General features: G+C 62.6%; 11 protein-coding genes. 7 read left to right on the top strand and 4 right to left on the bottom strand.

Translation table 11 applies throughout. The features are described from left to right. Positions 1-10 precede the first annotated feature (10 nt). From PV375_RS09365 to PV375_RS09355, 3 genes are read right to left on the bottom strand one after another with little or no spacing between them, the layout of a single operon-like run. Complete coding sequence (locus PV375_RS09365; protein ID WP_332107065.1) at positions 11-3,139, bottom strand: SMC family ATPase; 3,129 nt, start codon at positions 3,137-3,139, stop codon at positions 11-13. Further along, entirely contained in the window at positions 3,136-4,305 is a 1,170-nt protein-coding gene (locus PV375_RS09360) for an exonuclease SbcCD subunit D (RefSeq protein WP_332107064.1), read from the bottom strand. The genes PV375_RS09365 and PV375_RS09360 overlap by 4 nt, the downstream gene beginning before the upstream one ends. 26 nt (positions 4,306-4,331) lie before the next feature. Continuing rightward, positions 4,332-5,171 carry a DUF3097 family protein gene (locus PV375_RS09355; protein ID WP_332107063.1) on the bottom strand — a complete coding sequence of 280 codons (840 nt, stop codon included), beginning with the start codon at positions 5,169-5,171 and terminating at the stop codon, positions 4,332-4,334. Positions 5,172-5,326: 155 nt separating this feature from the next. Here PV375_RS09355 and PV375_RS09350 point away from each other — a divergent pair, with 155 nt between their 5' ends. The 5 genes from PV375_RS09350 to def all read left to right on the top strand — a co-directional run bounded on the left by PV375_RS09350 (position 5,327) and on the right by def (position 9,320). Then, positions 5,327-5,830, top strand: a complete 504-nt coding sequence (locus tag PV375_RS09350; protein WP_442903946.1) for an FHA domain-containing protein — start codon at positions 5,327-5,329, stop codon at positions 5,828-5,830. Then, positions 5,827-6,528: a transcriptional regulator FtsR gene (ftsR, locus tag PV375_RS09345; RefSeq protein ID WP_332107062.1), complete on the top strand. Its 702-nt coding sequence runs from the start codon at positions 5,827-5,829 to the stop codon at positions 6,526-6,528. Before PV375_RS09350 ends, ftsR begins: the two co-directional genes overlap by 4 nt. A 284-nt stretch (positions 6,529-6,812) precedes the next feature. After that, complete coding sequence (locus PV375_RS09340; protein ID WP_201518669.1) at positions 6,813-7,361, top strand: MerR family transcriptional regulator; 549 nt, start codon at positions 6,813-6,815, stop codon at positions 7,359-7,361. Positions 7,362-7,366: 5 nt separating this feature from the next. Then, positions 7,367-8,794, top strand: a complete 1,428-nt coding sequence (locus PV375_RS09335) for a mycothione reductase (RefSeq protein WP_332107061.1) — start codon at positions 7,367-7,369, stop codon at positions 8,792-8,794. Between the two features lie 34 nt (positions 8,795-8,828). After that, positions 8,829-9,320 (top strand): peptide deformylase, encoded by a 492-nt coding sequence (gene def, locus PV375_RS09330; RefSeq protein ID WP_201518671.1) that lies wholly within the window; start codon positions 8,829-8,831, stop codon positions 9,318-9,320. Positions 9,321-9,411: 91 nt separating this feature from the next. On the opposite strand, the gene PV375_RS09325 is transcribed toward def, so the two are convergent. Continuing rightward, entirely contained in the window at positions 9,412-11,277 is a 1,866-nt protein-coding gene (locus tag PV375_RS09325) for an AMP-dependent synthetase/ligase (protein ID WP_332107060.1), read from the bottom strand. 272 nt (positions 11,278-11,549) lie between these two features. Here PV375_RS09325 and PV375_RS09320 point away from each other — a divergent pair, with 272 nt between their 5' ends. Both PV375_RS09320 and PV375_RS09315 read left to right on the top strand, forming a co-directional pair. Next, the gene (locus PV375_RS09320; RefSeq protein WP_332107111.1) at positions 11,550-12,260 is read left to right on the top strand and encodes a lysophospholipid acyltransferase family protein; all 711 of its coding nucleotides are present in this window, start codon (positions 11,550-11,552) and stop codon (positions 12,258-12,260) included. Positions 12,261-12,359: 99 nt separating this feature from the next. Beyond that, positions 12,360-13,736, top strand: a complete 1,377-nt coding sequence (locus tag PV375_RS09315) for a class II 3-deoxy-7-phosphoheptulonate synthase (protein ID WP_332107059.1) — start codon at positions 12,360-12,362, stop codon at positions 13,734-13,736. Positions 13,737-13,831: the final 95 nt, after the last annotated feature.

Raw genomic sequence — 13,831 nt, 5'->3', positions numbered from 1 at the left:
GCTAGCCGACTCATTCAACCAGGAGGCGACTGGAACCATCCGGATTACGTTCGACCACGAGCTTCGCCGGGATGCGTTGGTGCATTGCCTCGACATGGCTGATCACACCGATAGTGCGCCCGCTTTGCCGCAGCTGGTCGAGGCTGCGCATCGCCACCTCGAGCGTTTCGCTATCGAGCGAGCCGAAACCCTCGTCGATGAACAGCGTGTCGAGTGAGATACCGCCAGCCTGCGCCGAAACCACCTCGGCGAGACCGAGCGCGAGCGCCAGTGACACGAGAAACGTTTCGCCACCCGAAAGCGATTGCGGTTTTCGCAGCTCGCCGTTGTAGCTGTCGAATACGGCGATACCGAGCCCCGACTGGCGTCCATGCGCCTCGATCGACTCATCCACCTCGAGCTGGTAGCGGCCGGACGAAAGCTGGGTGAGATGTGCGTTGGCTGCCCGAATGATTTCTTCGAGCCAGCTTGCGAGCACAAACACCTCAATATTTTGTTTGCGGGCGTTGGCGCCCCGCAGCGTGTCGGCAAAACGCGACATGGCTTCGGCTCGCGCGCCCTCTTCGCCGAGGCTTGCCATAAGCCCGCGCGACTGCTTGGCCTGTTCGGCGGCTCGGCGCTGCTCAGAGCCAACCGATCCGGCGAGCTGGTTGAGTTCGGTGAGTCGGTCGGCACTTGCTCGGGCCACAGCTGCGGGGGCGTCGCTGTCAACGGGAATGTCGGGGAGCGTGGCAAAACGCTCATCGGCGAGTTTGGCACGCACCTCGGCGACAGCCTCGCGATGCTGGTGGACCTGCTCACGCAACTCGGCCACTTTGGATGCCGGCAGCGCGGCTGCCACGAGCCGATCACGATCGGCAAACGGTGAGCTGGCGAGCCGCTCATCGAGTTGGCGGCTGGCCGCCTTAAGCTGCTGCTTGGTGTTGCGCACGGCGCTATTTGATTGCAACAGCGAGTCGGTGGCCGTCACGAGTGCTGAAATGAGCTCGATGCGCTCGGCGATGGTCGGCTGACCGGCTCGTAAACGGGTGACCTCGGTGCGCTTTAATTGGTTCGCCGTGGCCGCGGTGTCGAACGAACTGCGTGCCTGAACGAGCGCGGTTTCAGCTTCGCGAAGTCGCTGCGCATCGGTGTCGATTTCGTGTTTGAGGGCCTCTATCCGCTCATTGCACGCTTCGAGCGCCGCATCTGCCTCGCGGGCCGCCGTGAGTTCGGCGCGGGCGGTGGTGAGCGTGGCGGTGGCCGCATCGAGGGAGGTGCCGCCCGACCTCTCACGCAGGGCATCACGTTCCCGCTCGTGCGTCTGTAATTCATCGTGTGCGGCACTGACGCGGTCATGCGCCAGCTGTGAGCGCTCGCGTGCCGCGGCCAGTTCGGCATCGCTTACCGGCTGCTGCTGTACATCGCCGGCGTGCGCCGGGTTCGGGTGGTCGGTGGCACCGCAAACGGCGCAGGCATCGCCTGGGGTGAGCTGCGAGGCTAGTTCGATCGCGGCGTTGCGATAGCGGCGCTCGGCGAGCTCACGTTCCTGCTGATTGGCGTGCTCGCGTTCGGAAAGCGCGCTGCGATAGGCGGCCGCTGCCTGTTCACACCGCGTTTCGGCGGCTGGCAGTTCGCGTGCCGCGGCACAGACCCGCTCTGCCTGCTCCACCGCTTCGGTGCGAGCCGCAACAAGCGCGGCGAGCCTGGTGAACTCAGTGTGCTTGGCCTGTTGTTCGGCGAGTTTTGCCGGGCGTTCGGTTGCTTCACGCTGCAGTCGGTCAAGCTGCTCTGCGAGCGAGTCGACAAGTTCGTTGGTCTCTCGTTGGCGCTGCTCGAGTTGCTCGAGTTCTGTCTCAGCGTCGGCGCGCTCGCGCAGCACTCCCAAAAATTCGCGCGCGTGCTCAAGCTCCCCGGTGTGCTTGGCCACGAGCTCGTCCGATAGCACGCCAGACTCTTCGGTGTCGGCTGTCTGCCGACCGATAGCAAGCTCGGTGTCGGTGTCAACATCTGCCAGGCGGATGCGAGCGGCCCTGAGCTCGTCCGCAGCTTCGGCAACTGCCGTGCCGGCTCGTTCTTCGCTGTCAAGATAGGGCAGTAGCGGTGCCGCCGCCTCAGCCGCGGCGATTTTGGGGACGACCTGATCTTCGATGTGCTGTGACTGCTGCTGCAGCGCATCGCGCTCTTGTTGCAGCTGGTCGCGCAGCTGCTGCAGCTGACGCTGCTCTTTTGCTTTCGCGGCACGCTGTGCATCCGCATTGGCGACCAACTCTGCATGATCGCGGGCATCTCGCACCCACGCCTGCGCCGCCGCAATTTCGGCCAGGGCAGCCGCAACCAGCTGTTCCGGTGAGGGTGCCGCGGCGCTGTCGTCAGCGGTCGGGGCGTCGTCGCTCGCAGCCGCATCAGCAGAGCCCGAATCAGCAGCGACCTCAGCGGCATCGGCAGCAGCATCGGCGGCAATCCCTTCAGCCGCAGCGCAAACACTGCCGCGCAGCCGCTCAATTTCAGCCACAGCCACATCAAGGGCGCCGCGGGTTTCGTCGACGCTAACGCGAGCCGCATCGGCGCGAGATTTCGCCGCATCCATCAGATCGCGGTAGAGATAAGTGCGGAAGAGCTTTCGCAACACCTCCTGGCGCTCGCCAGTTTTGGCATCGAGGAATTTCATGAAGGCGTTTTGTGCCAGCAGTACCACCTGCAAGAACTCTTCGGCGCGTAGCGGAAACACCGCCGCGAACTCCTGCGCCACCTGCTTGGCCTTGGTGGCGATCGTGTGCCACTGATCGCTTTCGCGGCGTTCAAACGCGAGTTTGCCGGCAACCGTGCGCATACCGTCGCCCGTTTTTTTCGGCACCTGATAGGCGAGTGACCGGCTCATCCGGTAGTACACACCGCCGTGTTCAAATTCGACCGTCACCTGCGTGGGGTCGGTCGGGCCGCAAAAATTACTGCGGATCTGTTCACCGGTGCCGGTGTCGTCATAGCGCGGAGTGCTGCCATACAGGGCGTACATGATGGCATCGAGCACACTCGATTTGCCCGCGCCCGTGGGCCCCGCGATGAGGAAGAGCCCGTCACCGTCAAAGCGTGTGAAGTCGACGAATTGTTCGCTGCGGTAGGGGCCGAAACCCGCGACCTTCAGGTTCAGCACCTTCATCGCTCGGCCTCCTGTTTGCGGATTTCGCTCAGTAAATCGGTCAGCACTTCATTTTCAAACTGAGTCAGGCCCTGCGCCTCGCGAACGTGTTTGAGAAACGCATCCGTGTGTTCCTCAGGAGAGGTAGCGCGGGGCAGCGTTCGGCGAGCCTGCTGGGTGGTGCTTCGCTGCACATACTCAAGATGCACGGCGTGCGGGAACCGCTGCCGCAGGCGGCGCATCGCATCAACCGGCCGATCGCCATCGGTGAGCCGCGCACTCACCCAGCTCTCGGTGTGAGCGGCAAACTCTGCGCTGGTTTCGAGCTCTTGTAGCGTGCCAGTGAGCTCAACCAGCAGCCTCGGCACCGGCAACTCGAGCCACTGGCAGGCAAAATCATCGGCGGTATCGCTGCCTGCACCACCGAGATCGATGAGCCACGAACCGCGGGGCTGATTCGCCTCCCCAAACGAATAGTGCAGCGGCGCCCCCGAATATCGCACCCGCTCACTGAGCCTCGACCGGCTGTGAATATGACCGAGCGCCACATAACTGACACCCTCAAACAGCTCCAGCGGCACCACATCGATACCGCCCGCGCTCAGATCGCGTTCAATATCGTCAGCCACCCCGGTATCGGGCACCCCGGCCGCAAAACAGTGGGCGAGCACCACGACGCGACCGTCGAACCCGGCAAGCGACTCACGCACCAGTCCCATCGCCCACGCGATCGCATCGCGCTGAGAACCGACCTGGTCACCTTCGGCATGGGAACGCACAATCGCCGGTTCAAGATAGGGGATGCCATAAAAACGAACCGGGCCGGATGCATCCTGTAGCTCAATAAACTCGGCCGGTCGAGACGGATCGGCAAGAATATGGATGCCCGACTCGCCCAGCCAGCGCGCCAGATAACCGAGCCGGGCAGCCGAATCATGGTTACCGGAAGTGACCAGCACCCGCGCACCATCATCAACAAATTCGGCGAGTCGCGCATCAAAAAATTGCAGCGCCTTAGCCGAGGGGACGGCCGAATCAAAAATATCGCCCGAGATGCACACCACCTCGACGCCGTGCTCGCGCACCTGTTCGTGGAGACGGTCGAGCGCAAGTGCGAGGTTGTCGAGCACTGATTCGCCGTGAAAGGTGCGTCCGATATGCCAGTCGGAAGTGTGGAGAATGCGCATATCGCAACCGTAGCGCGAGCCTCCGACTATTCTTCGGTCACAAAATCAATCAGCTCTTCAACGCGGCCAATTACCGCCGGCTCAAGATCGTGCCAATTGCGCACCTGGCCAAGGATGTGCTGCCACGCGCGAGCAATATCGGCCTGATCTTCGTGCGGCCAGCCAAGCGCCGCACAAATACCGTGTTTCCAAGACTGCCCGCGCGGGATGACCGGCCACTCGTTCAAACCGAGACGTTCGGGGCGAAGTGCCTGCCACACGTCCACATAGGGATGACCGACAACTCGCACCGCATCGGTGCCGAACCGCTGCATGATGTGCGCCGCGATCCGCGACTCTTTTGAACCGTGTACCAGGTGATCAAGCAGCACCCCGGCCCGGCGATGCCGCGACGGCTGGAATTCGAGCAGCACCTCATCGAGATGGTCGGCACCCTCGAGATAGATCACCGCCACACCCTCGACGCGCAGATCGTGACCCCACACCTTTTCGACGAGTTCGGCATCGTGGCGACCCTCAACGAAGATGCGCCCGGCCCGCGCGACCCGCGCCGGTGCATCCTTGACATACACCGAACCAGAAGCGCTACGGGCGGGAGCGGTTGGTTGCGGACGGGTGAAATCGAGCTGTACGGCGTTGCCGTCGTCGTCCAAAAAGATCGTGTCGCGCGGAAAGCGGCGGGTAGCGCCGTCGGCATCACGCAGCTCTACCTGGTTGCGGTCGGCGCGCACGAGCTCGCCATAGAACTCGGTGACGGTGTCTTCGACCCAAAGCCCACGTTGTGCCGGCAACTTTTGTGGCTCGCGTGGCACCCGTGCCGCGCGCATGCGGGCGACCGGGTCGTCGTCGTACCGATCATCGAACATAGGCGTCAGCGTAGGGTGGGCAAGCAGGTTTGTCGCAGCGCAGCGCCGAGAAGAGCCTGAAAAACTCCCCGGTACCGGGCAGATCATCAGTTTTTGGATGCGCCGCTTGCGATAAACTGGATGCTCACATTTAGCAGGAGGAACGAATGGCAACCATGGATGGTCGCGGCGAGGGGCTGCTCCCAGACGGCCCGGACAACGCGCAGGCGTCTGCAGCGGCGGATCATTCGTCAACCATGTCATTTACTGGCGATTTCAGCGCCCAGCTCGCGGCGCTCATCGCCGGCGGCGTTTCAAAAGAAGAGATGGACTCGATCAGCGCTCTGCCCTCGGGGTCGGCGCTGCTCATTGTTCGGCGCGGGAACAACATCGGCGCTCGCTACCTGCTTGACACCGACCTGCAAATTGCCGGCCGTCACCCCAATGCTGAAATTTTTCTCGACGATGTAACCGTGTCGCGTCGTCACGCCGAATTCACCCGGCAGGGAACAACGTTCCAGCTGCGCGATCTCGGCTCGCTGAACGGCACCTACTACAACGGTGAGCGCATCAACCAGGTTGAACTCTCGAACGGTAGCGAGGTGCAGATCGGCAAGTACCGGCTGACCTTCTACGCCTCGCCGATCGACGTCAACACCCCGGCCGCCCCCGAGCTATGAGTGGCAGCAGCGCCGCCCGCCGGACGCGTCCGGCAGCTTCGCTTTCGATCGGGCAAGTACAGCTCAGATTGGGAGCGGAATTCCCCGACCTTACGCCCTCAAAGCTGCGGTTTCTTGAAGAGCAGGGGCTGCTGAATCCCGACCGCACGCCGGCTGGCTATCGCAAGTTCACCGAGCGCGATGTCGAACGGGTGCGCACAATCCTGCAGCTGCAGCGCCACCACTATTTGCCGCTGCGCGTTATCGGGGAGTATCTCGAGGCTCTCGACCGCGGCGAACAGCCGAAGCTCCCCGGAGCGGAATCTGCCGCGCCCTCCCGAAGCATCCTGCTCGGAGACGAACTGGTGTCGCGCCACCAACTGTTGACCCAGTCGGGAGCCAGCCGCGAGCTGCTCGATCAGGCGCTGCAGGCGCAGCTGCTGCCGCGGCAACAGCACTACACGCAGGCCCACGTGCAGCTTTTGGCGACGCTGGTGCTGCTTGAACGGCGGGGGATTGAACCGCGTCACCTGCGGGCTTTTCGTAACTCGGTACAGCACGAGCTCGGGCTGATCGAGCAGGTGGTCTCATCGCTGGGACGTCGTAATGACGCTGCCTCACGAAAGCGCGCTGAGACGGTGGCAACCGAGGTTGCCGAACAGCTGGCGTGCGTGCGTCGTGGACTCATCCAGCAGGGAGTTGCCGACTCTGGCCTCTAGCGTGCTAGCTCTCTAGTGAGTTGGCCCCTATTTGATTGGCGCCGCGGCGTTGCAACAGCGGCCTCGGTAACAATCGGATTACGGTCTCAAGTATTGCTTGAAGCTTGCGGCGCGTCGCCGCTGAAGTGAACAGAATGCTGAAACCATCACACCGATGTGATTTTGCTCCTCGAAGTTGGCGGTGGCGTCACCTACACTGAGAATCGGGCGAGTCGCACTCGAGTGTGCCGAATCGGCGCATCCACAACTCACCCACACCACACATCGCGTAGAAAGGTGGCAACATGAGCGCACGTGAGCACGCTCCCAACACGGAGTCGCGCGCCGAACTGCTGTTCACCGATGGCCTTCCCGATCTCGACCCCAATATCGGCTACCGCGGCGCTGTGGCCGCGCGAGTGGCCGGCATCACCTACCGTCAGCTCGACTACTGGGCTCGCACCGAACTGGTCGAACCCTCGATCCAAACCGCCGCGGGCTCGGGCTCGCAGCGCCTGTACTCATTCCGCGACATCCTGGTGCTGCGCCTGGTGAAGCGCCTGCTCGAAACCGGTATTTCACTGCAGCAGATCCGGGTCGCGGTCGAGCAGCTGCACGAAGCTGGCATTAACGACCTCGCCCAGATCACGCTGCTTTCAGACGGCGCGAGCGTCTACCTGTGCACCAAAGAAGACGAAATCATCGACCTCGTGCGTCGCGGGCAGGGCGTATTCGGCATCTTCCTCGGCCAGGTTGTGCGTGAGGTTGAAGACAACCTCGTCGATGTCGACAGCGACGAGCTGCACCCGCACGATGAACTTGCCGCGCGCCGCCGCAAGCACCGCGCCAGCTAGTCGCATTGGAAGCATCCTCGACAGCCAGCGAAACCGCCGGCGAAAACGAATTTGACCTCATCATCATCGGTGCGGGGTCGGGAAACACCATTCCCGATGAACGTTTTGCCGATCTAAAAATCGCCATCATCGACGATGGCGAACACTTTGGTGGCACCTGCCTCAACGTCGGCTGCATCCCCACCAAGATGTTCGTGCGCCCCGCAGAAATTGTTCACGGAGCACGCAGCGCGCGACATCTCGGCGTCACCGCGCCCGATGTGCGCGCCAACTGGGCGGCAGTGCGCGACCGCATCTTCACGCGCATCGACGCAATATCCAACTCGGGTGAGGAATATCGGCGCAGCGGCGAACCAAACATTCAGCTCGTCCGAGAACGCGTGCGGTTTATTTCCGACCACGAACTCGAAACCGACTCGGGGCGCCGGCTGCGAGCCGAACGCATCATCATCGCGGCCGGGTCGCGCAGCGTCAAACTCGACCCGCTCCCGTGGTCGCAGCGGGTGATTACCAACGCCGAGGCACTGCGCCTCGAACAGCTGCCGCAGCACATCACGGTGATCGGCGGCGGCGCAATCGGCTGTGAATTTGCGAATATTTTCCACGGCTTCGGAGCCAAAACAGTGCAGTTGGTGCGCTCGATGCCGCTGAAATCGGTCGACAGCGAAGTGGCGGCCACGTTCGCGCAGGTGGCCGATTGGGACCTGCGCACCGGCACCGAAGTGACCGCCGCGCACGAAACCGAAGCCGGCGTCGAATTGACGCTGAGCGACGGCTCGCAAATGATTACCGACCTCGTTCTGGTGGCAGCCGGCCGCATCCCCAATAGCGACCGCCTCGAAGTGGCCGCCGTCGAATTTGACCTGCACGAGGACGGCCGCATCGTCGTGGATGACTACCAGCGGGTGCTTCGCAATGGCGAACCGGTGCCCGGAGTGTGGGCGCTCGGCGATATCAGCTCGCCGCACCAGCTCAAACACGTCGCCAACGAAGAGGCACGAGTGGTTGCGCACAATGTTGCCGCCGAGCTCAGCGGTGAGCAGCTGCGCCGCAATACGCTCGGGCCGGTGCCGACAGCGGTGTTTTCGAACCCCGAAGTCGCCTCATTTGGCGAATCAATCTCGCAGGCGCTGGCGCGCGGCGCGGATGCATTCGCGGTGCGGCACGACTACGGCGCCACCGCCTGGGGCTGGGCACTCGAAGACGAAACGAGTTTTTGTAAGCTCGTCGTCGACCGCGAAAGCGGCAGGCTGCTCGGCGCACAGATCATTGGTCCTGATGCGGCGATTTTGCTGCAGCCGCTCATCCAAGCCGCAAGTCAGGGGCGGAGCGTGCGTGGGCTGGCGCGGCAACAGTATTGGCCGCATCCGGCAGCCACCGAAATTATCGAAAACGCCCTGCTGCGCGCCGAAGCACAACTGGCCGCTCACTGAGCCGCGCGCCGCACAACCCCAGCGAAAGGAAGACGTGACCGTTCGGCAAATTCGCCACTACGGCGATCCGGTACTGCGCACCCCCGCCGACCCGATTGGCGAAATCACCGATCAGGTGCGGGCACTCATCCAAGACCTACTCGACACCACCGATATGGACGGCCGGGCGGGAGTCGCCGCACCTCAGATCGGTGTTGGACTGCGCGCATTCAGCTGGCATATCGACGGCAAACTCGGTTACATCATCAACCCCGAAATCGTCGAACTCGGGGGAGAACCCAGCGAAATTGACGAGGGCTGTCTGTCGGTTCCGGGACTGTGGTTTCCCACCCGGCGCTACCCGTACGCCAAAGTGCGCGGTATTGACCTCGACGGTAACGAGGTGGTGCTCGAGGGTGAAGGGCTGATGGCGCAGATGCTGCAACACGAGTGCGACCACCTCGACGGCACCGTGTACGTTGACACGCTGGCAAAAGAGCACCGCCGCGAAGCGCTGCGGCAGATCCGCGCCGCCGACTGGTTCTAGCAGCGAAGCGCCGGGCACGGCGCTTCGCTCACCAGCAATCCCAGCCCACTAACAAGGTTGGCGGCGCAGTTCCCTCGAGACCGGGCAGAGCCTAGCGCGAGCTCGAACTTTCGGGATCGTACGCGCGCTCAACACCCTCGTAGATGCGGTCAATCACATCTGCGTACTGCTTCAGCACCACGTGCCGACGAATCGAAAGTTTCGCCGTCATCGTGCCCTCGTCAATTGAAAACACATGATCGAGAATTTCGAATTTGCGGATCGACTCGGCGCGCGACACCTGCCGGTTTGCGCGGTCAATAACTTCCTGCACGTGCTCACGCACGCGCGGGTGACGGGATGCATCCGCGAGCGACATTTTTGGGTCGAGTCCGTTGACCTCGAGCCATGACGCGAGCATTTCGTGATCGAGGGTGATGATTGCCGAAACAAACGGCTGCGCATCGCCCACCACCACACATTCGCCCACGAGCACATCGGCGCGAATCGGGTCTTCGAGCACTGCCGGCGCCACGTTTTTACCACCGGCCGTGATGATGAGGTCTTTTTTGCGGCCGGTGACAGTCAGGTAGCCATCGGCATCAAGCTGGCCGATATCGCCGGTGCGGAACCAGCCGTCTTCGGTGAACGCACCCGCATTTGCCTCGGGGTTGCGCCAGTATTCGCGAAAAACATTGATGCCGCGGGCGAGAATTTCACCATCATCGTCGATGCGTACCGAACAACCCGGCAGGGGCGGGCCCACCGTGCCGATTTTGAAACTATCGGCCAGGTTGACCGACACCGGCGCCGTGGTTTCGGTGAGGCCATAACCTTCAAGCACCTGCACCCCGAGCGCACGATAAAAGTGCCCGAGAAAAAGCCCCAGCGGAGCCGACCCCGACACCGCGTGCTCTACCTTGCCGCCGAGCGTTTTGCGCAGCTTCGCAAACACGAGCTTGTCAAAAATTCGATATTGCAGCCGCAGCCCGAGCGGTACCCGGCCGGCATCGAGGGCCCTCGAATAGGCGACTCCGACACGCACAGCGCGGTTAAAAATGCCTCGCTTACCACCGGCCGCCGCGGTCTGTGCCGCTGAGTTATAAACCTTTTCAAAAACCCGCGGCACCGCCAATAGGAAGGTGGGCTGGAACGAACCGAGCGCGGGAACGAGCCGCTTGGTATCAGACTGGTGCCCAACCCGGATGCCCTCACTCACACACATCACCGAAATAAACCGGGCAAACACGTGGGCGAGCGTAATAAACAGCAGCGTCGACGCACCGGGCTTGTTGACCATCACCGACAGCGCCCGGGCGGCGTTATTGCTGAGATCCACGAAATTGCTGTGCGTCAGGATGACAGCCTTGGGTTTGCCGGTTGAACCTGAGGTGTAGATGAGCGTGGCTTCGTCGTCGGCCACCCGGCTCAGACCGGTCGAGCGCACCTGCTCGTCAGTGATACCGTCGCCCGCCTGCCGCAGCTCGTCCATCCCGCCATCATGCAGCTGCCAGAGTTTCCGGACGCGGTCGGGGAGCGGCGCATCGTGCTCGGTAATTTTTTCGGCATGCTCGGGAAGCTGCGTGATTACCGCGATCGCCTCGGAGTGATCGATGATCCAATTAATTCGCTCCGGCGAGTCGGTCTCATACACCGGCACCATCACCGCACCAGCCGCCCACAGCGCATAGTCAATAAGTGACCACTGATAGCTCGTGGAGCCGATAAACGCCACCCGCTCACCGGGGCGAATGCCCGCGCCAATCAGCCCTCGGGCAACCTCGTGCACCTCATCAAGAAATTGCCGGGCCGAAACATCCTGCCAACCATCGCCTTCGGGCACCGAAAAAAGCGGCGCATCAGGCGTGAGATTGACTCGATTGAGCAGCAGCGAATACGTGGAGCTGGCGGGATCGTGCGCGGCAACAGCCGGGGTGTGAAATTCGCGCTCATACTGAACGACGGCGTTGTCGGTCATCCGTGGCGGCCTTTCTCGTGTGAGGGATGCGCGGCGAGGCACATCTCACGCGGGTTGCGCGCAGGTCGCGGCCTCGTCGCCGGGATAAATCAAACAATACCGGGTTCGTTGCGGATGCTCGTGATCGGCACCCGGAGACGGCGCCCCACCTTGTTGCGCAGCCGACGCGGTGAATGAACGGCCTGGATGCGTGTGGGTTCGGGCGCTACGGATGTGCGGCCAGGTATGATGACTCACGCCCGCAAGACCATATGGAGTGTTCGCCAATGCCAATGATGTATTCGCTGCTCAAGCACGTCTTCGTCGGCCCAACCGTGAAACGACTGTTTCCGCAGGACATCGTTGGTCTCGAGAACATTCCGAAAAAGGGCCCGGTGGTTTTTGCCTCGAATCACCTCTCGGTGATCGACTCGATTCTGATGCCGCTCGTGGTGAAACGCCAGGTGTACTTTCTCGCTAAAGCCGAATATTTTCGCGGCAAGGGCGTAAAGGGTCGCATGACGAAGTGGTTTATGACGTCGGTTGGGCAGCTGCCGATCGACCGCTCGGGAGGACAAGCCTCGCAGAGCTCACTCGACACCGGGGTCGATGTGCTGAACTCGGGACGCTGGCTCGGTATCTATCCCGAGGGCACCCGCAGTCCCGACGGCCGGCTTTACCGTGGCCGTACGGGAATTGCGCGGATGCTGCTCGCGGCAGATGAATCGGTACCGGTGATCCCGGTAGTGATGGTGGGCACCGACAAAATCATGCCCATCGGCGCCAAGCGCCCCGTCCGGGGCCGCACCGGCATTATTTTCGGAGAACCGCTCGATTTCAGTCGATATCGCACTATGCCAGCCGACCGTTTCGTGCTTCGCGCTATCACCGACGAAATCATGAGCGAAATTGCCCAGCTGAGCGACCAAGAGTATGCCGATGTGTACGCATCCACGCTGCGCAAAAAGCTTGATGCACAGCGCGCGACGGCCGCCGAATCGTAACCGGCCGCATCCGCACGCAATCAAATCCCGATAGGCTGCAAGATCCCAGGCCGGATTTTTTGGCAGCACCACCTCGACTCCAATATGAATGCAAACAGGATGATGAACGACACTCAATTGACGCAGCCGCAGCTTGGCGACCACGGCCTCGACAACTGGCGCGAGCTTCCGATTCGGCAGCAGCCCAGCTGGCCCGACCGCGCCCAGGCCGATAAGGTGCTGGCTGATATCGCCACCCGGCCGCCGCTGGTATTCGCCGGCGAGGTCGACCGGTTGCGCACCCGGCTGGCCGCCGCAGCGCGCGGTGATGCCTTCGTGCTGCAGGGCGGCGACTGCGCCGAAACATTCGCCGCGGCAACCGCCGACAAAATTCGGGCGCGAGTGTCGACGGTGTTGCAGATGGCACTCGTGCTCACCTACGGCGCCTCGATGCCGGTGGTAAAACTCGGTCGGATGGCCGGTCAGTTCGCGAAGCCCCGCTCGAAAGATGTCGAAAGCCGCGAGGGCGTTACGCTGCCCGCCTACCGCGGCGATATCGTCAACGACTTTGCCTTCACCGAGCAGGCCCGCACCCCCAACCCGCAGCGGATGCTCGAGGGCTACCACATCTCGGCCTCGACGCTGAACCTGGTGCGCGCCTTCACCACCGGCGGCTACGCCGATCTTCGTGCCGTGCACTCGTGGAACCATGATTTCCGCTCAAACCCAAAAAACTCGCGCTACGAGGTCATGGCCCGCGAAATCGACCGGGCTCTGCAATTCATGGCCGCCACCGGCGCCGACTTCGACGCTCTGCGCGAGGTGGAGTTTTACATCGGCCACGAGGGGCTGCTACTCGAATACGAGCGCGCGCTCACCCGGGTCGACTCGCGCACCGGCACGCCGTACGACACCTCGGCCCACTTCATCTGGATCGGCGAACGCACGCGCGGCCTTGACGAAGCGCATGTCGACTTCTTCTCGCGAGTGCGCAACCCGATCGGCGTGAAGCTTGGCCCCACCACCGATCCCGACACCGTGTTGCGCCTGCTCGATAAGCTCGACCCCGAGCGCGAACCCGGTCGACTCACCTTTATCACCCGCATGGGCGCGACAAAAATTCGCGAAGCACTGCCGGGGCTGCTCAGTGCGATTAAGGCAGAGGGCTCGACGCCGCTGTGGATCACCGACCCCATGCACGGCAACGGTTTCACCACCGAGCGCGGTTTTAAAACCCGTCGCTTCGACGATGTCATGGAAGAGGTGCGTGGCTTTTTCGACGCCCACGCCGAAGCCGGCACGCATCCGGGTGGTATTCACATCGAGCTCACCGGCGACGATGTCACCGAATGCCTCGGCGGCACTGACCAGATCGACGAGGCCACGCTCGAAACGCACTACGAGAGCCTGTGCGACCCGCGCCTCAACCACCGCCAATCGCTCGAACTGGCCTTCCTGGTCGCTGAGCTGCTGCAAAACCGCGGCGCAGCAAACTAGCGGGTCGACGCAAACGCCTGATGTGGCCGGGTGCCTGGAACCGAGTTCGACGCACCCGGCCACTTATTTGCGCCGCCGCATGACGATATCGGGGA

It is taken from the genome of Gulosibacter sp. GYB002, from assembly GCF_036577665.1.
Lineage (GTDB): Bacteria > Actinomycetota > Actinomycetes > Actinomycetales > Microbacteriaceae > Gulosibacter > Gulosibacter hominis.
The sequence above is the reverse complement of the archived record's forward strand: the minus strand, read 5'-3'. Positions and strand labels throughout refer to the sequence as shown.